This is a genomic window from Pseudomonas hygromyciniae (assembly GCF_016925675.1).
In the GTDB taxonomy this organism is placed as follows: domain Bacteria; phylum Pseudomonadota; class Gammaproteobacteria; order Pseudomonadales; family Pseudomonadaceae; genus Aquipseudomonas; species Aquipseudomonas hygromyciniae.
Genome location: NZ_CP070506.1, coordinates 176,795 through 199,704, shown reverse-complemented (window position 1 = coordinate 199,704; position 22,910 = coordinate 176,795). Strand labels below are relative to the sequence as shown.

The window sequence follows — 22,910 nt, the reverse complement described above, 5'->3', positions numbered from 1 at the left end:
AACCTGCCATCACCATCCACCACATATCGAGGGTTCGCCTCCTTATCAGGACCGCCTGTTTCTTGAATGCTTTGGAGGCTTTTAAATCAGAGGAACCGCGATGAACTCCGTAAACAACACCCTCACACACCGATATGAGCCGCCCTCACTCGCCGAACGACCCAGCTATGCCGGGGCCGTTTCAGGCAAGCCGTCCTACTCCACGCCCACAGCCGTGCCACAACACGCGCCGTTCTCCTTGCAGAACTACGCCAACGCATCCCTTAAGGGCACACCGATGCATACAGCGGCCAGGGCCGTGGGCAGTATCCACGAAGTGACTGTCGCACGGGACTCATGGGGCTATGAACGCGTGTATTTTCGTTCGTTGGGTACCGGCTCGCTGATCAACGATGGCAACAGCGTGCTGACCAACCAACATGTGCGCGACGCGCTGGCCAGAGGCGGCAAGCTCGAACTTTGGCTGGGGTATGAACAAAACAGCACCGGCCGAATGGAGGTAGAACGCAAAGTGCCGCTGGACCCCAAGCCGCTCAGTGGCGACGCCCGGTTGGACTATGCCGAGCTGCGTGTCGACTTGCCCGCTGGAGAGAAAAAAGCCTTGGTCGAGCAGTTCCCACCCCTGAAGCTGGCCTCCGGCCCCCAGGCATCGTTGGGGCAAAAGGTGTTTATGCCCAACCACGGGCAAGAGGCCCTCGGCATTTCGTTTTTAAATGCCAGGGGCCAGCCCTCCACGCTCAAGGGATACGACCAGGACGACGCTTATCAGGACACGGTCTACCATGATGCCTTCAAGGGACCCGGCACCTCCGGCTCACCGCTGATCAGCGTTGATTCGGGCGAGATCGTTGCCTTGCACTACGGTTCCATCGGCGCCAGCGTAAACGGGCAGCGCAACTCCATGGGCGCGGCCACCCGCATCGACTTGATCCAACAACACCGTCGTCGCAGTTGACGCGGTTTACGGGTTGTCGCTGATCAGTCCGTGCCGTACTTCGGGTTACGCGGACCGTACAGAAGCCCGGTGCGTTGCCCCGCCGACAGCAGGCGTGCACTGGTGATGCCGGCAATCGGGTGTGCCGCGTCGGTGGAGCTGTTGATCACTTGCTTGACCGCCGCCGTGATCAGCATGCCCACCAGGCCGCCACCGTTGTTGTTGCCTTCCTCGCTGGATGCCCGCGCCGAACCGGTCCACAGGGTGGTGCCGGTACGCAGGTCGACCAGTTTGGCCGAGGCCGTCACCGAGGTGTCGCTGGTGATCAGCATGTACTTGGTGCCGTACTCGCTGACGGTGATATACAGCGCCGCGTCCGCGCCGAAGATCTCATGCAGCTTGCCCGGCGGCACGGCCTGGATATCGTTGGCGGTGGTCAGGCCGTTCTGGCGGAAGGTTTCGTCCACCAGGGCAATTGGCATCACGTAGTAGCCGGCTTCGGCCAACGGGTAAGTCACCTGCGATACCAGGCTGTAGGACGCCTGCACTTCAGGGGATTCGTTGATCGGTGGCAACACCAGGATCGACTTCGGCCGCGCCTGCTTGTACGCCGAGTAGTCGACGGTCTTGGGCGCCGCGCAACCGCCCAGCAAGGCCAGGGCGAGCAAGGCGCCGGTGATTTTCAGAAAGCTCATTTCTTCACCTCTGGGGCCTTGGCGTTCTTCAGCAAAAAGTCCATGTAGGCAGCCGACTCAGGGAACAGCGCCTTCTCAGTGCGAAACTGCTGCACCATTTGGTCATCCTTGCCCATGCTCAGGTACAGCATGCCCAAGTGCGCGTGGTAGCCCGGTGGGGCCTGGCGGCCACTGGCGTTGATCTTTTGCAGGTCGCGTTCCAGCGCTTCGACCTGGGCTTCCTTGGGCTCACCCTTGAAGTACTCGTAAACCTGTGGCTGGTAGCTTTCCCATTGATACAGGGGTTTGGGTGCCGTCTGGCACCCTGCAACCAGCGCGGTTGCTGTCAGCATCAGCGCCAACTTCACTGCCTTGCTCATCCGTGTACTGCTCCTTGAAATCAACTAATCAGTTACGCGGGTTCCAGGCGCCGGCGTTGATACCGTCCACCAGGCGATTGATCGCTTCGCGCATAGCCAGGTCCAGGACCTTGCCATTGAGGGTGGAGTCGTAGCTGGCGGTGCCGCCAAAGCCCACGACTTCGCGGTTCGACAGCGCGTATTCACCGGCACCCTGGGTGGAATACACCACTTCGGAGGTGCTGATGTTGACGATATTCAGGTTGATTTTGGCGTAGGCCACCTGGGTCTTGCCACGGCCGAGGATGCCGAACAACTGGCGGTCGCCGGTCTCTTTGCGGCCGAACTCGGTCACATCGCCGGTCACCACATAGTCAGCGCCCTTGAGGTTTTGTGCGGTGCCTTTGATTTTCGCTTCCTGGGAGATTTCGCCCATGTTGTCGCGGTCCAGCACGCTGAAGCGGTTGGTCTGCTGCAAGTGGGTGATCAGGATGGTCTTGGCCTGGCCACCGAGGCGGTCCACGCCGTCGGAGAAGATCCCGCGCATGTAGCTGGAACGGTTATCGAACTTGCCCACGGCAATCGGCACACGTACGCCGGAATAGGCGACGTTGGCGCTGGCGACTTTTTCGATCGGCAGTGCGCGGGAGCTTTCGGTGGCGCAACCGGCCAGGGACAGCACTGCTGTAACGGTAAGGCCGGACAGGAGGATTTTTAAGAGTGATTTCACGTGGTGCTCCTAAGTGGTAAATCGAGACCGCAGGTGACGCTAGCGCGATGGAATACCGCGCAGATCGTCAACGATAAAACGGCTAAGCGCTCCGGTGTAGAAAGTCTCTACATTAGAGTTGCCGCTGTTGGTCAGCACACCGGCCATGGTTTTCATGTTCTGCCAGTCGCCCTTGTAACCCGCAGGCATCAGCCCTTGGCGAGCCTGGGAAAAATGCAGAACCTCGGCATCGGCTTTCTTGACCTTGACCTGATAGCTGAAATCGACACTGGCAAGGATGGTGTTGTCATCGACGATGGCCGTCATAAAACCGCCCTTCGTATCTTGAATACGCCGCGTATAGATGACGCTCACCTCCAACAAGTAGTCGGCCTTTTCCTTGCTGGCGGCGTAGCGCTTGGCCTTGAGCAAACGGTCGACCAGATCGACACCCAATTGTTGGCGAACCTTGTCATCTGGCAGGAAGCGTTCGTTCTTGCCCACCACCTCAACGTCAAAGGTATCGAGCCAATACGTGGCGTTCTTGGGAATAGTCACGGGCGCTGGAGAGATGTAGTACGCAGGCTTGGAAGCACAGCCGGCCAGAAAGGACAGAGCCAGCAGTAAGGCAAAAACGCGCATCTTCGAATTCATCCCTGATAAGTGCTGCGGCATTTTACGGGGTTGAGAGCGGTTCTCAAGTTGTTTCGTCCATTCCTGTAGGAGCGAGCTTACTCGCGAAGCACGTAAACGATAACGCTCACTAACTGAATGAACGCGTCGTCTGGACGTTTTTCGCGAGCAAGCTCGCGCCTACAAGGACTGTTTAGAAGGCGTAACGCGCCTTGAGCATGACGCCGTCGGCATCAAACCCACTGCGGGCCTGGCGGGTGTAGCTGGCACCGACACTGAACGCCGAGACCTGGTAGTTCACGCCCACGCTGGCTTCATAGCTGTCACGCGCGACCGATGCGCCGGTCACGCTGAATGTCGAGCCACCGTTCACAAAGCTGGACGTCTGCGCCACGCGATCACCCATCAGGTCGTGATAGGCCATCAAGGTCGCTTCCGGTTGCAGCGTGCCGGCGCCCAGGGGCAGGTTGCCCGCCACGCGCAGGCCAGCGCCCAGTTCACCGACTTCGTAACGCTGGGAACCGGTGTTCAGTGCCGCCGAAGACCCCTTCTCATGCAAGCTGTCCATGTGCACGCTGGAGTAACGCGCCGCCACACGCGGTTCGATCAGCACGCTGTCCGATGCCTTGAAGCTGTAGCCGCCGATCACGCTGGCCGACAACGCCTGGCTGTCGTAGCTGCCCTTGGCCGTGGTGCCGGCGATGTGGCGCTTGCTGTCGTTGTCGTTGACGCCATAGCTCAGGCTGCCATCGACAAACCAGTTTTGCAGGGACCAGTTGCCGTACAGCGACAAGGCGTTGCCCTGCACGTCGGTCTTGTTGCCCAGGTCCGAATGGATGTTGGAGTTCAGATAGCTGTACGCCACACCCACGCGGGTGTTGTCATTCAAGCGCCCGTCCACGCCCACGGCCACGCCGCTGCTGTTGGCCGAGTAGCCGTTGTCGCCACCGCGACCGTCCTGGTCCATGTTGCTGCTCAGGCCTTGCACCCAAACACCGCCGCGTTCGCTGCCATCGCGTTGGCCGGCCAGGCGATTGAGGATCGCGCCGTTGATCACGGTCTGCCCGGACAAGGCCACGTCCAGCGCGCCACGGTTTACGTCCGGCTTGAGCTGTTCACCAATTCGCGCCAGTTGCTGGGCGGTGCCGGCGTTGGCCACGGCCTGGAACACCGCGTCGTCCTGGCTCAGTTGCCCCAGCACTTCGTTTTTCAGCAGGTTCACGGCGGTGACTGCCGAGGTCGTTGCCCCCACGCCACCGAGGTCGGTTTGTACCTGCTCGTCTGGCTTCAGACCCACCACGGCCTTGACCGTCTGCGCATCGGCCGAGTAGCTGAGTACATCGAGCAACGACGAGCTGCTGGCAACCGTCAGGCCATTGTTCTGCACGCTGCCGGCTTGCAGCAGGGTGTATTCGGTGCCGCTGGGCGCTGCGGTGAAATCACCGGGCTTGGCGCTCAAGGTCACGTTGGAGCCCTGGGCGAAATTCGCGGCGCCGCTGACCGTCAGGTAAGGCGTGGTCGGCACGACGCTGTTGGACAGGCGCATATCAACCCCGGCGCCGCTGGCCACATTCAGGTCGCCAGTGATCGTGGTGCCAGCGCCCGACAGGTTCAACGAACCCGCGTTGACCGATACCGGGCTGCCAATGCGCGCGCCGGTAAAATCGGCCTGACCGTTGATGTTCACACCCGTGACACCGAGTACATCACCCACGATTTTGCCGCCAGTCCAGTTCAGGCTCGCCAGGTTGCCGCCGTCGATGGCGGTGCCGGCGTTGCTGCGGATTTCCCCGGCTTGCTGGTTGATCTCCAGGGGCGTCAACTGGTACTGCGGGTTGATCTTGATCGCGGTCGCGTCGGCGCTGATCAGGCCACGGTTGATCAGGCCGCGCTCACCGCTCGGCGAGATGGTGTCAAAGGTCGCACCTTGCACGTTGAAGGCCATGGCGTTGCTGCCGTGGGCTTCGATGGTGCCGGTGTTGAGCAGGTAATCGTAGGTGCCCGCGTCCAGTTGCACAGCGATCGACTGCGCGCCGTTGACAGAAACCAGACCGCTGTTTTCGATACGCAGGGGGTTGGTATCGGTTTCGATCTCGATCCCCAGGGCCTCTTGACCGGTAACGCGAATGGTCCCGGAGTTGAGCAGCTTGCCACCGATGGTGACCGGCATGTTGTTGTGGGTATCGAGGATCAGGCCGTAGCCGTAGTAGGACGTGACATCCACCACACCGCTGTTGACCACGTCGCCCGCCACGGTGGTGCCGTTGAGGTAGATACCCTCGCCATCGGATTCATCGCCGGAGCCGGGGACTTCAACCAGGGTGATATTGCCCGAATTGATGATGCTGCCGCCCACGTTGCTGGCGCCCACTTCAAAGCCTTCAGCCCAGATCGTGTTGCTCAGGTGGATATTGCCAGCCTGGACGATATCGCCGGTGATGTTGCTGCCGGTGGTGGTGAGCATCTGATCCAGCGCCCCATCGACGATCAGGCCACGCACGGCTTTGCCGCCGGCATCCAGGGTGAGGTTGGCGTCGTTGCGCAGCGTGCCCTGGATATCGGTCAGGGAAATATTCACGCCATCGGCACTGGGCTGGGTCGATACGACATTGCGCGTGCCCACCAGGGTTACAGGTTCGTTGAACGTCTGGGAGGCCCATACGTTCTGCCCTGTGCTGACGTCGAACTCTACCGCGCTGACTTGTGCGGCAACGGCGCTGACCATCATGGCCAACAGGGTTTTCTGGAACTGCTTGCGCTTCATTTGAAACTCCATTTACTACGGACAACACCGCCAATGTGCCCGGCGGTTGTAGGGTGCATGATTCAGGACGCAGGGACGGGGATGCGCTGCGCGGGGTCGGTGATGTCATAGGCATGCTGCTCACAGCCAGCGCCGACAATCACGAACTCCACCAGGTAAACCTTCTGCTTTTGTGGTTTGAACGCCGTGCTCATCGGGCCACAGGCGTAGACAATTTTTTCGGCGTAGCGGTAGTAGTTCGAGTCATACACCCGCGACTCGCCCAACACTTCAATCGTCTGCTGCGGATCGGCCAGCACTTCCACCTGCGGGAAGCGCTTGACTGCCGCGCTGTTGGCCACCTCGCTCATCTTGGCGATCCAGCCGAACACCTTGCCCCGGCCCGAATCCACCACTGTGCCGAGGATCTCCGGGCGCTGGTCGGCATCGCCGCCACGGCGCACGGAGAACTGCACGGGGTAGGTAAACCCGGTGGCGCGCATGATCACCTTGGCGTGCTCGGCATCGGCCACGACGGTGTTCTGCTGCAACTGCACGCCATCTTTCAACAGGCTGGGCGACGAGTCGCGGGCATTGGAGTGGCAGCCCGCAAGGGCCAGGGCCGCGAGGATAAAGGCAACTTTCTTCATATACGGTTTTCCGTGGCAATAGCAGGGCTGGGGTGGCCCTGCCGGGATCAAAAACTCAAAAAGAACACGACCCCATATAAAAACAGGGAAAAGCCAGCCAACGCAGCACGCCACTCCGGGTCGGCGTCCTTGCTCATGCCGCCAGGCGCGATGGCCACCCTGGCGCCTCGCGCATAGTTGTAGACCGCCTGGCCAAACCACAGCTGCACCAACGCCATGGTCAAAAAACGCTTCCAACTACCATCAAATCGCAAGAAGCCGTTCAATAACGCTGCCAGCAATAAAGCCACGCCAATGCCATGCCGGTACTTGTACAAGTGATGGCTCATTCATCTGAGCGCCCAAACAACCGCGCCAGCCAGCCGGCTTTTTCTACGCGGGCAGGGGCTGGTGCCGGGATAACGTCTTCACTGGGGTGGAGCAAGTCGCCGGGGTAATGCTCATGCCCCAGGCAGGCGCTGTCATCGAGCCCGAACGCCTTGACCGCGGCAACCGCCTCAAAGCACCAGCGGCCGAAGTAGCTACCCATCTCAAGGGGGTGTTTTACCGGGTCGCCATAGACATACCACCAGGGTTGCTGTTTACCGCGTCGGTTCAGCTCCAGGTACCAATGTTCCACGAACGCCCGCAACAGCGAGGCCTGCTGTTGCTGGGGCGCGTCGATGGCCTTGAGCAGCCTCGCATAAGGTTTGGCGTGCAATAGCTGTTCACCAATCACGCGCCCTGGCTGACGGGATGCGATGATTCGGTCCAGCAGAACGTCCTGCCCGCCTTCGCCGATCAAGGCGACCAGCCGACGCCACTGGTCGTCGGGAATCTCCAGTGCCAGCGCCAGGCTCACCAACCAGAAACACCAGATGTAGTGGTTCAGGTCCGCCAACTCGAAGGTCCAGTCACGGCAAGTCTGCAGCGCATTTTCAGCACATATCGTGTCGGACTCTCGATTGGAAAGCTCCCATGCATCCATGATGGCGGGAAAGTACATAGCCATCGATTCAACAGGACTGCCTCGCGAGTAGACGCGAATGGCTGCACGCAGATTATCTTTGGCAAAGTCGAACGCAAATTGCGCTCTGTATACCGGATTGGCCGACGGCTGCGACAACGTTTGGCTCACGCGCTCTATCCATTGCAGATCCTTTGCCTCACGACCATCCCAATACTGTTTATCTCCCAAAGGTGCGCGAATCATGGAGAACCTCATTAACGTCTTTCGGACGGTAAAATTTTAGACGTGTCTACCGCTTTGATTTTTCCGCGGGCATCAAGCACTTCAATTTCTGTCGCGCCATCTGGACGCGTTCTCACGACCCAAGTTTCCGTGCGGTTCGCGTCCACGGCGAGCCGTACATCCATACTCTGATTCTCTCCAACTGCACGTTCCAGGCGATCGCCGCCAAGAATCCATGAGGTCGAGCCTTGCTTGCCATCTTGCGTATTGCCTAACCCCGAGGAGCCAGACTTCTTGTTATCCCCAACGAACTTGTACTCGATAACAACAAAGTCGACATCCGGGCGAGTGACCTTATAAAGATCATCGACCCCTGTTTCCCCGTTACCCGGCACGCGGGCCAGTTTCTGTCCTTCTGGAACGATTTGCCGCACAGAGCGCTCGCCAAACAAGTCCCCCATCACACCTTTCTGCTCCCTGGTTAATACCCCAAGGTCCATCAGCGGCTTGCCATCAGGCCCATAGATACCGCCACTCTTGAGCAGTGCCTGCTCGGCCGCTTCGTTGATGATACCGGTGAAGCGTTTGCCCACCGCCCCGGCCAGCTCGCCGGTCAGGCGAGTGGTCGTCGCGCCAGCACTACCGACACCCGCGCCGCCCAGGCCGAGGCCCACGCCGGTAGAGGTGGCGATCATCTCGTTCTGGCGCAGCACGTCGGCGCCATAGCCCTGCATGATATGCAGGGTGTCCAGATAGCCCTTGAGCCTCAGCTCTTCGGGCAAGCTCTGCACCGCCTCTACCGCCGCGATAAATTGCCGACCGCCACAGCTTGGGCAATTGACGGTACTCATCGCCCAAAGCGCCGTCTTGGAACCGAAACTGGCCAGATCCTCTACGGCATTGGCAATACCCTCGGCACTGCCCTGACCTTTGGCATTGAGGATTTCGGCCATGTTTTTCGGGTCATGCAGGTACTTGTAAGGGTCGACCAGCTCAATGTACTTGACCAGATTTTCAACCGACGGCCGGTCTTTCATCAGGCGCGACAGACCCAGCCGTTCATTGTTGTAATCGGCCAGGCTGACCTGGAACAGGTCCGCGCTTTTGGATTGCGAAAGCTCGCTGCGCAAGAAGCTGGCCGCCGTCGTGGTGTTGCCATCCTCGACACCCAACACGGTGTTCCAGCCGCGATCGACCATCGCCGCCGCCGTTCGCAGCAGCTCTATGCGTGCTTGCTCTTCGGTGATGCCCTGCGCTTGTGCATAGCGATCGACGCGCTCCTTGTCGGAGGCGAACTTGATCTCGTCCGGGTGCAACTGACGGTTGTACCGATCCACGCTGGCCGCAGTGCCACCGGCAACAATGGCGCCGCCGGTGCCATGCCCGGAACCGACCGCCGTACCCACGCCGGAGGCAATCAGCGTAGCCACGGCCTTACGGTCGGCCTCTTTCATGCCACTGTCTTCCAGCGCTTGCAGAATCGAGGGCATCAGCGCCGCCGAGGCGCCCGCACCCAACGCGCCGCTCTGCACATTGCCGCTGGAAAGCCCCAACGCAGCGCCCGCCAATGCGTGCAACATAACGCGCGCTGCGCCGCCTTCGGCCCAGGCGGCCTTGGTTGCGCTGTCGATGTCTTTACGGTTTTTCTGCTCGTCGGCAAAACTGCCGATTTTATTGAAGATATCGCTGGCCGACGTATTGGCCACGATCCCTACCGCCGTGCCGCCGGTAGCGCCGCCCAGCCCGGCGGCAATCAGCCCGGACGCAATATCGGCCATCAGTTTTTTGTCGCCACCCACTTGCCAGCGTAGCGCCTCGGCATTCGCCGTCTCGTACGCCTGGGCCGCAGCACCCGCCGTTGGCGAGCCCGCGGTGGCTTGGTCTTTTGCCTCTTGCCCAAGCTTCTTGGCTTCATCGGCCTTGGCTTTGGCCACCGCACCGATCACCCCACTGGCCAATTGCGCCGAGCTTTGGATCAGGTCGATACGCTCCTGCATGGCCTTTTCGTCTGGGCGGTCAAGCTTCTGGTTGGCATTGGCGGTGTCGCGGTTTAGCCCCACCAGGTCATGGGCGCCCTCGGGGTTGCGGACCACAATCGTGCCATCGCTGACCGCGCTGCGGGTGTGACTGCGCTCGTCTTCCTTGAGCGCCACCGGAATGCTGCCACCCGGTGAGGTGCCGCCGCTGCTGCTGAATGATGCAGAGAGCCCCGCCGACTGGCTCTGGATCTCGCTGGTGTTCTTGATATCACTGACGATCAGGCGATCGGTGCTCAAGCGGTTCTTCACCGCCGCCGCTTCGCTGGCAATCACCCCGCCCTGCAAGGTGGTGGTCTTGCCGACATTGATGTCGTAGCCACCCGCTCCCGCAAACAGGCCGGTCTGGTCGGTCACGGCCTTGTAGTCGCTGTTCATCTTGGCCGCAGCAATACTGGCCGAGCCGGTGACGGTGGAGCCGTAGCAGAACGGCGGGATGCAGATACTCGCGCCAAAGCCTGCGCTGCTCTGCTTGCTGCGCGAAGACTCGGTGTCCTGGCGCGAGAGGATATTGAGGTCGCCGCCAATGTCCGCCTGGATGCGATCGGCGCGCACCTGGGCACCGGCGAGGGTGGTGTCGCCGCCGCTTTTGAGCAGCAGCGAGCCGGTGTCCAGGGTGGTGTTGACCTGGGTTACCGAGTTGCCATTGCCGTTGTTTTTCGCGCCCTGCGCACCCAGGTCGAGGGTGAAGCCGTTCTGCTCGCCGATGTTGAAGCTGGCGCCAATGGCAGTCTTATTGGTTGAGCCATCGTTCTTGCGGTCGACGGTGTCCTGGGCGCTTTGCAGCAACACGTTGTTCTTGGCCAGCAACAAGGTGTTCGCGGCTTTCAGGCTGCTGCCGGTGATCTCGATATTGCCCTGGGTGCCGGGCGCTTCGCCGGTGGCGACAATCGACAGATCCTGCCCGGCATTGAGCGTGCTCTGGCGCGCCGTCAGGCTGTTGTACTCGCTGCTGGCCTTGCTGCGGGTGTTGGCCAGTTCGGTGCCGATCTTGATCAACGACCCGTTGCTGGGCGAGCCGCCCTCTTTGTTCTTGAAGCCGGCGCTCTGGCCGTTGGCGTCCGACGCCTGGCCACCCAGGTTGTAGGCCGCCAGCGCAGCCTGGGCGATTTTCACCGCCTTGAGGCGCGGGTCATCGGCGTTCTTCGCCGCTTCGGTGGCATCGTGGATGCTGCGCGCAGTATCAATCACCGCACCGCCAATCACCCGACCCACGGCCAGGCTCTTGGAGCTGTCTTGCGTGGTTTGCCGCGCCGTTTCAGCACCGGCGGTGATGGTCACGTTGGCGCCACTGAGGTCCATGTTCTTGGTGCTGACCAGGTCACTGGCGACCACGTTCAACTCACGCCCGGCAATCAACGACACGTTGCCTTCGCTGGAGCCGATGGTGCTGCCGGTCAGGGTGGTTTCCTGGGCGGTGCCGTTGTGTTTGCTGCTGCTGATCGACAGGTGCTGATTGCCGGTGATGTCGTCCAGGCCCAGCTTATTGCCGGTCAATACGCCGGTCAGGTCGCGGTTCTTTTCCTTGTGCATGTCGGTGCGCGAGAAGGTGTTCTGCGCCGCATCAATGGTCAGGTCACGCCCGGCCTGTACGGCCAGGTCGCCGGTGCTGACCAGCGCCGAGCCGGTCACTTTCGCATCCTGCCCCGCCACCACGCTGACCGTCTCGCCAGAAACCATGCTGCCCACGGCCATGGTGCGTTTCTCGTCAACCTTGTCCTGGACCTTGCTCGACTTCAGCCCGCCCCAACTGCTTTTGCTTTCTTTGCGCTCATGGCGCGCACTTTCGGCATCGGTCACGGCGACGATTTGCACATCCTTGCCCGCCACCAGTTTTGCCGCGCCTTTATCGGCGGCAACGCTGCTGCCCGCCAGCAGCAGGTTCTCACCGGCTACCAGGGTGCTGTTGCCGCCGGAGCTGACGCTGCTGCCCACGTTGTTGACGGTGTCGGTTTCATCGAGGCGGAATTTCTTCCCGGACGAGGTTTTCTTGGTCTTGCTGTAGAAGCTGTAGTCCTGATCTTCGGCGGCCTTGAGGGCCAGATTCTTGCCGGCCACCAGGTACGCCTCATTGCCGGCGCTGACGTTACTGGCGAGCAACAGCAAATCCTCGCCCGCATTCAAGGTCACGTTGCCGCCGGCCTTGAGCACGGTGGACACCTGGCTGACATGGTCCTCGATGCTCTTGACCTTTTTCGAGTTGTACGCCGAATGCTGCTCGTTGGCCGCCGCGGCCAGGTTGACGTTGCGCACGCCGCCGACGCTGATATCGCGCTTGGCTTCGATCTGGCTGCCCACCGCGCTCACATCACGCCCGGCGACCACATGGAAGTCACGCCCGGCTTCAACCACCGAGCCTTGCTGGGTGATGATCTCGTGGCGCGAACGGCTGCCAATGGCGCCGCTGTCCAGGGTTTGTGCCGAGACGATATTCACGTCGCGCACTGCCTGCGCGGTGGTGTCGCCGCCACTCTTGAGGGCACCGCCGACGCTGTTGATATCGCGCCCAGCCTGGATCGCCAGGGTGCTGGCCGACTCGATGCGCGCCGCGTTGTCGATAAAATCGGTGCGCTCGATGCGGTAGTCGCTGGCGCTCTGGTGCGTGGTGACGCTGCGCTCGTTGAGCAGGTCGGCGCCAACCACCAGGTTGACCTGCTGCCCGGCGATGATCCCGCCGGCGCGGTTGTTGAGGTTATTGCCGGTTAGCAGGTCGAGGCGGTTGCCGGCTTCCATCAGCCCGCTATTGTTCAAATCGCCGCCAATATTGGCGCCCAGGCTGCTGGTGGCACGCAGTGTGCCGACGTTGTTGAGGTTGGCGCCGGTCATCAGGTTCAGGTCGCTGCCGGAAATCAGCGCACCGTTGGGGGCCAGGCGATTGCCGGCCTGGGCCAGGTAAAGCACCGGTACCAACACCTCTTGACCGGCAACGGTGGCGTTTTCCAGCCACACGATGTCGTGGGTCAGGGCCGCCACTTGTTCGGCGGTGAGGCTCACGCCCACGGCCAGGTTCAGTTGCTGGCGCGCACCGATGGCATTGTCCATCAAGTACTTGAACACCCCGGCGTCGCTGGTCTGGCCGTCGATAAAACGCTGGCCGGTGCGGGCGACTACGGCTTGCTGGATCAGGCGCTGCTCGTAAAAACCATCGCCCAGGCGCTTCTGGCTGGTATCGGGGTCGTAGCCCAACTTGGCCAGCATGTAATCGGAGCCCAAGAACTCAGCCATGTTGGTCAGCTGCGGGTTGGTCTCGATCAGGTACTTGTGCGGGCTGCCGGCAAACTGGCTGTTGGGCAGGCCCTGCACGCCGCTGCCGTCGCTGAAGTGGAACAGGCCATTCTGGCCGGTAGGCAAGCTGAAGCCCGGCAGGCCCAGAGGGTTGACTTGTTGTTGGGCGACGTCCGGTGGCAACTGCCCGTTCAGGTGCACCTGGGTGGAGAAGCCGGGGGCGTTGGTGTCGGTCTTCGCGCCGCTGCCGACGTAGGTATAGCCACCGCGCACCACGCTGTTATCGATACCGGCCTGGGCCTGGATATTCACCGCGCCGCCCGCCTGGATCACTGCTGCGTAGCGCTGGTCCGCAACCGCCAGCTGGGTGGTTTTGGTATCGCCCCACTGGCGCTCCATGCCGCCGATAAAGCCGGCCATCGCCGCTTCCAGGCCGCCCAGATTATTGGGGTCGTAGGCTGCGCCGCCCATCGAATAACGCTGGGTAAATTGCGCAGCGGCCTGGTTGTAGCCTTCCGGGTGACGGGTACGCTCAGAAGAGAACACACGCTCGGTGAGGGTGTCGTGGGTTTCGAGACCGACGTTGGTCAACTGGTTGACCCGGGCCGTCAGGCTGCCGGCCGCGGCGATGCTACTGCTGCTGTTGAGCACATCGCCGCCCACTAGCAACAGGTTGGCGCCGGAGGTAATGCTGGAGGCTGCGCTGGCATCGGTGACCCTCAGGCGATCACGCTGGGCAATCAGGAACGGACGGTTTTCCTTACCGCCGTCGCAGTCGCCACCGTTGACGTTTTCAATGCACTGCACCGGGCTGATCGAGGCGCTGTAGATCCCCGACTCGCTGGTCAGGACCGTACGGATGTTCTGGATAGTGCCAGCGGCCAGGCTCAGGCTGCCGTCACTCTGGATGCTCGACGAGCTGTTGATGATGCTGGTGGCCAAGGCCCCTTTGCCGTCACGGTCGATGCTCAGGTTGCCCATGGCATAGATATCGGCGCCGAGGTTTTTCAGGCGTTCGACCCGCAGGCTCATATCGCCGCCGCTGAACAGCAGGCCGTTCTGGTTAAGCAGGCTGCCAGTGGTCAGGGTCATGGCGCGACCACTGCCCAGGGTGCCGAGGTTGTTCACCGCAGCGCTGGCCAGGGTGAAGTCGGTGGCGGCGGTCAGGCGGCCGGTGTTGTTGAGGGTGCCGCCCAGGCTCAGGTCGAGGCTGCCGTTGCTGGCGATCACGCCCTGGGTGGACCAGTTCTGGCCCGTGCCTTTGATACGGTTGGCCGCGAGCAATTGGCCGCTGGTGGTTTGCTCAAGGGTGTCGACATTGACCGTGAGGTTGCCGGCCTGGATCAGGCTGCTGTTGGTCCAGTTGGTTTTGTCCAGGCTCAAGTCGCCTTGGGTCACCAGACTGCCGCCGACGTTATCGAGGTTGATCCCGGCGATATCGAACACCCCGGTGCCCACATGCAGCACGCTGCCACCCTGGTTCTGGAAGGTGCCGGCGGCCAGACTCAGGTCGGCATTGGCCGCTTCCAGCTTGCCGCCGCTGTTATCCAAGACACCGCCAATCGCCAGGCGGCTTTTGCCAGTGGTGCCCAGTGCGCGCAATTGCCCGCCCTGGTTGCTCAGGCTGGCGGCGGCGATATCCAAGGTGCTGGCGCTTTCGATCAGGCCACGGTTGTTGAGGGCGCCCAGCAGGCTGAGATCGACCTGCTGACCGGCGATCTGCCCGGCGTTATCGACGCTGCCGCCACTGAGGCGCACGCGCTGGCCGGCGAATACACCGCCGTTACCGTTGTTGAAAACACCGGCGTTGATCAGCGCATCACCCGCCTTGGCCGAGAGCTTGCCCCCGGCGTTGTTGAGGCTGCCGACCGTCAGGTTGAGACCGGCGTTTTCGCTGTGGATCAGGCCATCGTTGTCGTTTTGCACCAGGCCGCTGGTGTTCAGGGTCAGCCCAGCGTTTGCCGCCAGGGTGCCGCTGTTGCGGTTGTCCAGGCTGGCCGCCAATACCGTCAGCAGGGTTTGGCTGGTGAGTTTGCCGCCCTGGTTGTCGAGGGCTGCAACGCGCTCGATCGACAGCGGGCCGGCGCTGGCCAGCTTGCCGTTGCGGTTGATCAGGTCGGCCAGCAGGTCGAGGGTCAGCGCGCCGTTGCCGGTCAGGCTACCGGCGCTGTTGTCCAGGCGGTTGCCGCGCAAGGTGAAGGCGCCAGCGCTGTCGATGGCGCCGCCCTGGCTGTTGTTGAGTGCGCCGCTGAGGGTCAGGGTTTGCGCGCCAGCGCTGGAGATCACGCCTTTGTTGCTGTTATCCAGGCTGTCGCCGGTCACGCTGAGGGTGTCGTGGCTGACCACCACGCCGCCCTGGTTATTGACCTGTGCAACGTTGGCCTGCAACGCGCCATCGCTGATGATTTCGCCCTGGCTGTTGTGCAGCGCAGCGGCGGTCAACTGGGTGCTGCCGCTGGTCAGCAGGCGGCCTTTGTTGCGGTTATCCACAGTGCTGGCGGTGACGTCCAGGGCCTTTCTGGCGCTGATGACGCCGCCCTGGTTATCCAGGGTCTGGCTGGCCTTGACGGTGGCGGTACGGCTGGCAACCACACTGCCGTTATTGCGGATATCGCGGGCGTCGAGGCTGACGTCGCCGGTGGTGGTGCGGGTGTTATCGGCATTCACGCCGGCTTCGATAACGCCGTTGTTGGTCAGCTGGCCGCCGCTGCTCAGGCGCACCGTGTCGCGGGCTGCGAGGCTTTTCTGGGTGTTCAGGTCGCCGCTGGTTTTCACCGTCAGGGCGGTGCCGGCGTAGGCCGGGCCCTTGGCATCAAGGCTCGCCGCCTTGACGTCAATCGCGCCACTGGCCGCAGCTTGCGCCATGCTCAGGTGCCCGTTGGCATCGAGTTGGATATCGCCCGCGCTGGCCGCCAAAGTGCCGTCCAGTTTCACCCCGACACCGGCCTCGGTGCCCACCAGCTTGATCGCGCCGGCATACATGCCGCCCAAGGCCGAGGAGTCAATCGCAAGCTCCGGCTTGGCGCTGCCATCGTCGGCACGCGCGGTGGTTTTTAGCGTCTGGGCCTCAACATCATTGCGCCCGGCAATCACGGTCAGGTTGCGCGCATTGATCTGCGCGTTGATCTTGGCGGTGCGGGTGATGATTTCGAAGCGGTCGACGTTGCTCGCGTTCAAGCCCTGGCCGTCGATGGTCACCGCGCCGCCATCGACCTGGTAACGGTCCAGGCGACCGTTATCGAGGATCGGTTTGCCGGTGGTCAGGGTCACGTTGGGGGTGTTGATAAAGCCGCAGCCATTGCAGGTCACGCCATAGGGGTTGGCGACGATGACCTTGGCCGACTGCCCCGCCACTTCGGTGTAGCCACGCAACTGGCTGGCGCTGCCGCCGTTGACTTCGTTGAGGATGACATTCGCCGAGCCACCCTTGAGGTTGGGGTTGCCGACGATAATCCCGCCCAGTTGGGTGGACTGCAACGGGCCGCCGGCGTTGTTGAGGATCACGCCATTGGGGCCGACGTTGTAGTCCTTGAAGTGGTTGTGGGACAGGCCGCTGCCATTGGGCGTGGCGATGTTGACCACCGGCACGCCATTGCCCGCTGCGCCCACTGTGGTGCCGGGGCCGCTGACCACGATGCCATCGGCCTGGGCCAGCAGCGGTTGCCAGAACAGCGCGTTGGCCAGGATCAGCACCAGGCCGCGCTTGGGCAGGCCGCAGAAAGCGTCACGACGCTTCAAGGCAGCAGAAGGCAGGCGGGCGAGGAAGGCAAACTGGCGGACGTCCATGTCAAATTCTCGATGCGGCTAGGCGTTGAATTACAGGTAGAAATCCATCCGGAAGTAGATCGGCGCTTCGCGCTCACTCATCACTGCCGGACGTTCCAAAGAGTGGGCAAAGGTCACGCTGGTGCTGACGTTTTTGCCACGGGCGAACAGCTCCACGGAGTTGCTGGAAACCCGGCCGTGGACGATGTCGTTGTAGCGGTCGTTGCGGATCACGCCCTGGTCGTAACCCAGGCTCACACCGTATTCGCCGAAGGCCGGGCGCAACCAATCCACCAGCACTGGGCGCGACCAGCGCAGGTCGTTGCGCCAGTAGCCGCCGCTGTCACCATTGAGTTGCTGGTCCTTGAAGCCGCGCACCGAAGACGAGCCACCGAGGCTCATGCGCTGCGGGCTGAAGAGCATGTCTTCACTGCGTTGGCCGGTGGCCAGGCTGGTAAAGCTCAGCGACTCGCCCCACAGCGTGAACGGCTGCAGGTAGCTGACGGTGGCGGTGTATTTGCGGTAGCGCGAATTGGGTTGGCGACTGCCGAATTCGCCACGTTCGTCCTGGGACTGGGCATCGAGCAGGCCAATGCCGTTCTGCATGCCCAAGTCCATGTTGACGAAGGCACTGCCGACCCGCCGACCATGGTTAATTCCGACCTGCATTTCGCTCAGGCGAGTGCTGCTGTCCAGACGGGTGGTGAACACATAGTTATTGGTGCGCAGGTGGGACACGCCAACGTTGACCGAGGTTTTGCTCACGTCATCACGGTGCACCACGCGTTCGGCGCGCAGTTGGTGGTTCTGGCTGTCGCCCGATTGTTTGAAGCTGAACGTGTCGGCCTGGCCCAGCGCGCGGTAATCGCTCTCGCTGTAGGTGTAGCTGAAGTTCCACCAGCCCCAAGGCACGTTGTAATAGAGCATGCCGTTTTTCGAAGTCTTCTGGTGATCGCTGATCGCGTCATGCCCGCCGCGCAACACCAACTGGTCGGCCAGGCCCAAGGGGCTGTCCCACTCAAGGCCCGCGCCCCACTGCTGCTCGCCGGTACTTTTCTGCCCGTCGTTATTGCGCGACAGGCTGGCGCGCCAGGGCTTTTGCGGGTTGTTTTTCACCAGCACCGAACTGCCGCCCACCGCATCGCCGGGGGCCAGTTCCATTTGTGCCTGGTTGGAGGGCAAACGGTTGAGCTGATCGATGGCCTGCTCGATTTCCCGTAGGTTGAGCAAGTCGCCGTTTTTACCGGGAAAGGCCATGGCCAACTCACGTGCCGACAACTGGCTGTCGTCGGCGCTATTCAAACCTTCGAGCTTGCCTTCCACCACCAACACTTGCAGATGCCCTTTGGACAAGTCCTGCTGCGGCAAGTAGGCACGGCTGGTGACCATGCCCTTGTCGATGTAGTGATCGGTGACGGCCTTGAGCAGTTGATTGAGCTGGGCCACGCCCAGGCACTTGTCTATATAGGGCTTGATCAAACGCTCGCGCTCGGTGGCGGACAGGTTGTCGGCGCCCTTGAGCTCGATGGTCCTGATCGGGAAGCAACGGCTATCCACCGGAGCGGTGGGCGTTGCGGGTTTGACTTCCTTGCCGGGCAATTCCTTGAGGTCTTCGAGGCGCCGGCGCTGCTCTTCAAGCAGGCGGTTCTGCCGCTCGCGGATCAGGTCCTGATCGCCAGGCGACGTTGCAGCCACTGCGCTGTTTGACGCGCAGAGGGCGAACAGGGCAATACACAGTGAATACCGAATCCGTGGCAATAACGAAGGCATGTTCGATCCATCGAATAACAAGGGGCGGCAAACTAACATCGAACTTCCACCCAGCCAAAATTCATGGCTAGTTGAAGCTGAAAATTAAATCACCCGTAATCTGCTGATTAGTAAAGATAAAAACTATCAGCAACAATTAATCGCTTGTATTCGGAATTTTTATTCCGACAAGCGGTATCAGTTTTGATACAGCTTTCGGCGTAACTTGAAAGTTGCCATTAGTTAGCCATCAATGTTGTGCCGAGATGGTTTAGTAGCCAAATACGCGGAAAAGTTCGCGGCTATTTTGTGAATTGGATCCCATTTTTGACGATAGGTACCGCAGATCCCTCCCTGTAGGAGCTGGCTTGCCAGCGATGGCGGCTAGGAGATCGCCGCAGGATGTCAGATACCCAACGTCATCGTTGACGACCATCGCCGGCAAGCCGGCTCCTACACGGCGCGTTCCGCCACCAGCTTCAGCTTTCGCTGGTGTGTCGTCACCGCCTGCACCCCACCCTCCTGATCGTTATGAATCACCAACACCCCCGGCCTGCGCAGTTGCTCAAGCTCCCCCGCCGCCAGTCGGAAGCTCTCGCTCAAGCCGTGGTCACTCAACGCCTTGGTTGCCGCTCGCCGCTGGGCAAACTGCTTGCCGCGTCGCTGTTGGTAGCGCGCCCAAGTGATCAGCAGCACCGCATTGAACAGGGCGATCCACAGGTAGATCTGCAAGGTGTTCAGTGCGGCGAAGATCGGCGCGTCGATGCGCGGGCCGCCGTGGCTGTCGAGCATCGGCACCAGGCCGCGCACCAGCAGGAGCACCAGGCCGGCCCAGGCCATCAGGGTCAGGAAGATATCAATGGCCTGCATCACAGGCCGCTGTGGGGTACGGATCAGGTTCATGGATTCACTTCCTTGGCAGGTGCCTTGATGCCGCGATCCGGACTGACCCAGCGCGCGCGTTTTTGATGTTGGCGGAACAGGACTTTGGGAAAGCTGACCAGGGTGGTGAACAGGCTCACCAGCCAGAACACCAGCGGGTACCAGACCGTCCAGAACAGGGTTTTCCACAGGCCGCGCTCGTAGCGCCGGTCAATCATGATGCTCACGGCAAACTGCACCAGGCACACCACTGCCAGCAGCAAGCCGGTGAAAGCCGGTGGCATCAGCGAACCGACCGCAATCGCCTCGGGCAACGGCACGACTTTGCCCACGCCCCAGAAGATCACCGACAGCAGGAAGGTGAAGGCCCAGCCGGTGGACAAGCAGTATTCGAACAGCAGCGGCCATAGGTAGCGGTGGCGCCATTGCCAGATCCCGCGAATGTTCTTGAACAGTACTTCGGCGCCGCCCTGGGCCCAGCGCAAGCGCTGTTTCCACAGGCCGCCGAGGGTTTCCGGCATGAGGATCCAGCACAGCGCGCGCGGCTCGTAGAAGATGCTCCAGTGGTCCAATTGCAGCTTCCAGCTCACGTCGATGTCTTCGGTGATCATGTCGGTGCTCCAGTAGTCGACCCGGTCCAGGGCCGCCCGTCGAAACGCCACTACCACGCCGGACACGGTGAAGATCCGCCCGAACACCCGCTGGGTCCGCTTGATCAAGCCGATGATCGAAGAGAACTCGCCCACCTGCACCCGGCCGATCAAGGTCGAGCGCGTACGGATCCGCGGGTTGCCGGTGACCGCGCCCAGACGCGGGTTGCCGAGCATCGGCGCCACCAGGTAGGCCGCCGCGTTGCGGTCGAGCAAGGCGTCGCCGTCGATGCACACCAGGTATTCGCTGTGTGCTGCCACGGCGCCCATGCGCAGGGCCACGGCCTTGCCCTGGTTTTGCGCCAGGTGCAGCACCCGCAGGCGCGGCTCTTGCAACGCCAGGGCATCGAGCACCTCGGCGGTGTTGTCGCTGGAGCCGTCGTTGATCGCAATCACTTCCAGGTTGCGGTAGCGCTGGGCCAACGCTGCGCCAATGGTCTCGGCGGCGTTATCGCCTTCGTTGTAGCAAGGGATCAGGATCGAGATCAGCGGCTCGCCCTTGAGCGCCGGCGCCGGGGTGTCATCGGCCCATGGCCAGTGGCGCTCCCAGTGCAGCCAGAAGTACAGGCCGCCGGCGATCCACAGCCCGGACATGAACAACGGGTAGAAAAACACGAACTCCATCAGGAACTGCCCGGTGACCAGGAAGATCAGGCCCAGGGGCACACCCAACACCAATGCCAAAACGAGAAGAGCAAGAATTCTGTCGAACATGAGTCAAGGATTCCATTTGTTGGAAAGGGCCGGACGCACGGTGTTCAGATCCGGCGAATTCTCCAGGAAGTTGTCGGGGTAGTAGCCAAAACTGCTGGCGCCCTGGCGCTTGAGCACACCCATCCACTCGGCCATTTGCGCACCGGAAAGATCCGGGGCGGCCGGGGTGCGCCAATCCTTGGCCTGCAATTCGAAGACCGTGCGCTGCATCGCCCCGGGCCGGGCCTTGACCGTGGCCACGAGTTTTTCCAGCCACGCGTTGGAGTTTTTCAGCGACTGGCCTTCCATCAATGGCATCGCCATCGGCGCGGTCCAGTCGTAGTGCTGGAGGAAGTCGTCAAGGTTCTGCGCAAACCAGGCTTCGCTGGCCGGGTTGAGCATCGGTTCGGCGAAGATGTTGCGTGCGGTGAGCACTTCCGGGCCGCGCAGGGTGCGGACCTTGGCGGTCAGTTCATGGGTGAAGTCGATCAGGTAGCGGCTCTTGAAACGCGTCCAGCGCTGCATCACCTCAGGGTCGGCGCGCAGCGCCTGGATGCTGTCCGGCAGGCCGTTGGCTGCGTAGGTTTTCAGGGCTTGGGGGCTGGCGTCTTCAAAGTCTGAAAGCACGGCGTCGTCGTGGAACAACACGCCGTGGATAGCGCTGGTGCGGGCCAGGTCTTCGTAGATCTCACCGATGATTTTGCGCACCTTGGGATCGAACGGCGACAGGCGCTGGTACTGTTTCGGGTCGACGGCCACCTTGCCGGTGGCCGGGTCCCAACGGCTGACGCGGGGCAGCTTGGGGTCCAGGGCAAAGCTGAGCACGGGCATCCAGGCGTAGACCTTTACCAGGCCGCCACGGGTGTGCAATTGCCAGCTGACGCGGTTGAACAGGTCGGCACGCATCGGCAGATGGCGGTTGGGGAAGTACAGCGAACGCGCCAGGCCATCGCCCTTGGGATCCGCAAACGCCTGCAGGAACACGGTGTCGACGCCCATGTCCAGCACGCGCTGGACCAATGCGTCGAGGTTGCGCACTTCTTGCGCCTTGTCCGGGTCGTAGACCTGGTCCAGGTCCACATGCAGCACGCGCATCGGCGCTTTGACCTGCGCCGAGACCATGCTGTTGGCGAAGTCTTCACCGTACGGATCGTTGTCCACCAAAAAGCGCGGGCTGCTCATCAAGTTGCCGAGGTTGTCGAGGCCGTCTTCCAGGGTCAGGGCCATCTGGTAACCCTGCTCGCCCACTACTGCAAGAGAGGTGCCGTCCGCCGCCCCGTATGGCCAGACCCACACACGCGGGGCCTTGCCGGTAACGGCGCGGATCTTATTGGAAATCGCCGCGACGTCGGCGCGCATCCGCGCCTGGAACTGCGCTTCGGGCTCATAACTGCGGGTGACCGGGTCATAGCGCCGAGTGGCCGCCGCCGGCTCCATGTTGCCCTGGGGGTTGGCCAGCACCCCTTTGTGAAGGGCGTCGGTATGCGCGGCGATTTCCACCAGGCCCGATTGCGCCACTTCGCGCACTTGTTGCCAGGTCAAAAACTCCCCGCGCTCACGGGGCACCCCGGCAAAATCCACCGGCTGGTTCAGCGGCGTGTCGACCCAACTGCCCACCGGCGCCAGCACCGCCGGCCACTGGTAGGCACGCAGAATCGGCATCACGCGGGTGTAGAAGCTCGAATAACCGTCGTCGAAGCTGAGCATGACGGCTTTGGGCGGCAGCACTGGCCCGCCGGCGCGGGCGGCGAGGACCTGGTCGACGCTGACCGCCTGGTAGCCGTTCTCGCGCAGCCAGGACAACTGTTCGATCAGGCGTTCGGTACGCACCGCCACCACTCGCTGGTCGGGGTCACGGTCGTTGACATCGTGGTAGGCAATGCCCAGGAAATGGTTTTTCGGCCACGGCGCTTCGTTGACCGGCTTGAGTCGTTCGGCGGGGGGCGTAAACGGCGCGGGTGACTGGGCACAGGCACTGCTCAGCAAAAAACCCAGGGCCAACAGGCAACGGGAAACAAGGGTCATGATCGGACTCTT

14 protein-coding genes are annotated in these 22,910 nt (G+C 61.9%); 1 reads left to right on the top strand and 13 read right to left on the bottom strand.

The window, feature by feature from the left end; genetic code table 11:
* Nucleotides 1–100: 100 nt before the first annotated feature.
* Entirely contained in the window at nucleotides 101–955 is an 855-nt protein-coding gene (locus JTY93_RS00805; RefSeq protein ID WP_205477916.1) for a S1 family peptidase, read from the top strand.
* Between the two features lie 23 nt (nucleotides 956–978).
* Here JTY93_RS00805 and JTY93_RS00800 read toward each other — a convergent pair whose 3' ends face one another.
* From JTY93_RS00800 to pgaB, 13 genes are all read right to left on the bottom strand, one after another.
* Complete coding sequence (locus JTY93_RS00800; protein WP_205477917.1) at nucleotides 979–1,629, bottom strand: DUF799 domain-containing protein; 651 nt, start codon at nucleotides 1,627–1,629, stop codon at nucleotides 979–981.
* On the bottom strand, nucleotides 1,626–1,988 hold the full coding sequence (locus tag JTY93_RS00795; RefSeq protein WP_205477918.1) for a DUF4810 domain-containing protein: 363 nt from the start codon (nucleotides 1,986–1,988) through the stop codon (nucleotides 1,626–1,628). The genes JTY93_RS00800 and JTY93_RS00795 overlap by 4 nt, the downstream gene beginning before the upstream one ends.
* Nucleotides 1,989–2,016: 28 nt before the next feature.
* Nucleotides 2,017–2,697, bottom strand: coding sequence for a CsgG/HfaB family protein (locus JTY93_RS00790; protein ID WP_092232635.1), 681 nt, complete (start codon nucleotides 2,695–2,697; stop codon nucleotides 2,017–2,019).
* A 39-nt stretch (nucleotides 2,698–2,736) separates the two neighbouring features.
* A complete protein-coding gene (locus JTY93_RS00785; RefSeq protein WP_205477919.1) occupies nucleotides 2,737–3,318 on the bottom strand; it encodes a hypothetical protein in 582 nt (193 codons plus the stop codon).
* 184 nt (nucleotides 3,319–3,502) lie between these two features.
* Nucleotides 3,503–6,073 (bottom strand): autotransporter family protein, encoded by a 2,571-nt coding sequence (locus tag JTY93_RS00780; RefSeq protein WP_205477920.1) that lies wholly within the window; start codon nucleotides 6,071–6,073, stop codon nucleotides 3,503–3,505.
* Nucleotides 6,074–6,135: 62 nt separating this feature from the next.
* Nucleotides 6,136–6,702: a hypothetical protein gene (locus JTY93_RS00775; protein ID WP_169991677.1), complete on the bottom strand. Its 567-nt coding sequence runs from the start codon at nucleotides 6,700–6,702 to the stop codon at nucleotides 6,136–6,138.
* Between the two features lie 47 nt (nucleotides 6,703–6,749).
* Nucleotides 6,750–7,031: a hypothetical protein gene (locus JTY93_RS00770; protein WP_205477921.1), complete on the bottom strand. Its 282-nt coding sequence runs from the start codon at nucleotides 7,029–7,031 to the stop codon at nucleotides 6,750–6,752.
* Entirely contained in the window at nucleotides 7,028–7,894 is an 867-nt protein-coding gene (locus JTY93_RS00765) for a PoNi-like cognate immunity protein (RefSeq protein ID WP_205477922.1), read from the bottom strand. The genes JTY93_RS00770 and JTY93_RS00765 overlap by 4 nt, the downstream gene beginning before the upstream one ends.
* Nucleotides 7,895–7,905: 11 nt before the next feature.
* Nucleotides 7,906–16,920 (bottom strand): hemagglutinin repeat-containing protein, encoded by a 9,015-nt coding sequence (locus JTY93_RS00760; RefSeq protein WP_205477923.1) that lies wholly within the window; start codon nucleotides 16,918–16,920, stop codon nucleotides 7,906–7,908.
* A 30-nt stretch (nucleotides 16,921–16,950) separates the two neighbouring features.
* Nucleotides 16,951–18,669 carry a ShlB/FhaC/HecB family hemolysin secretion/activation protein gene (locus JTY93_RS00755; RefSeq protein ID WP_205477924.1) on the bottom strand — a complete coding sequence of 573 codons (1,719 nt, stop codon included), beginning with the start codon at nucleotides 18,667–18,669 and terminating at the stop codon, nucleotides 16,951–16,953.
* Between the two features lie 432 nt (nucleotides 18,670–19,101).
* Nucleotides 19,102–19,551 carry a poly-beta-1,6-N-acetyl-D-glucosamine biosynthesis protein PgaD gene (pgaD, locus tag JTY93_RS00750; RefSeq protein ID WP_205477925.1) on the bottom strand — a complete coding sequence of 150 codons (450 nt, stop codon included), beginning with the start codon at nucleotides 19,549–19,551 and terminating at the stop codon, nucleotides 19,102–19,104.
* Entirely contained in the window at nucleotides 19,548–20,894 is a 1,347-nt protein-coding gene (pgaC, locus tag JTY93_RS00745) for a poly-beta-1,6-N-acetyl-D-glucosamine synthase (RefSeq protein ID WP_205477926.1), read from the bottom strand. The genes pgaD and pgaC overlap by 4 nt, the downstream gene beginning before the upstream one ends.
* A gap of 3 nt (nucleotides 20,895–20,897) precedes the next feature.
* Nucleotides 20,898–22,898, bottom strand: coding sequence for a poly-beta-1,6-N-acetyl-D-glucosamine N-deacetylase PgaB (gene pgaB / locus JTY93_RS00740; protein ID WP_205477927.1), 2,001 nt, complete (start codon nucleotides 22,896–22,898; stop codon nucleotides 20,898–20,900).
* Between the last annotated feature and the right edge of the window lie 12 nt (nucleotides 22,899–22,910).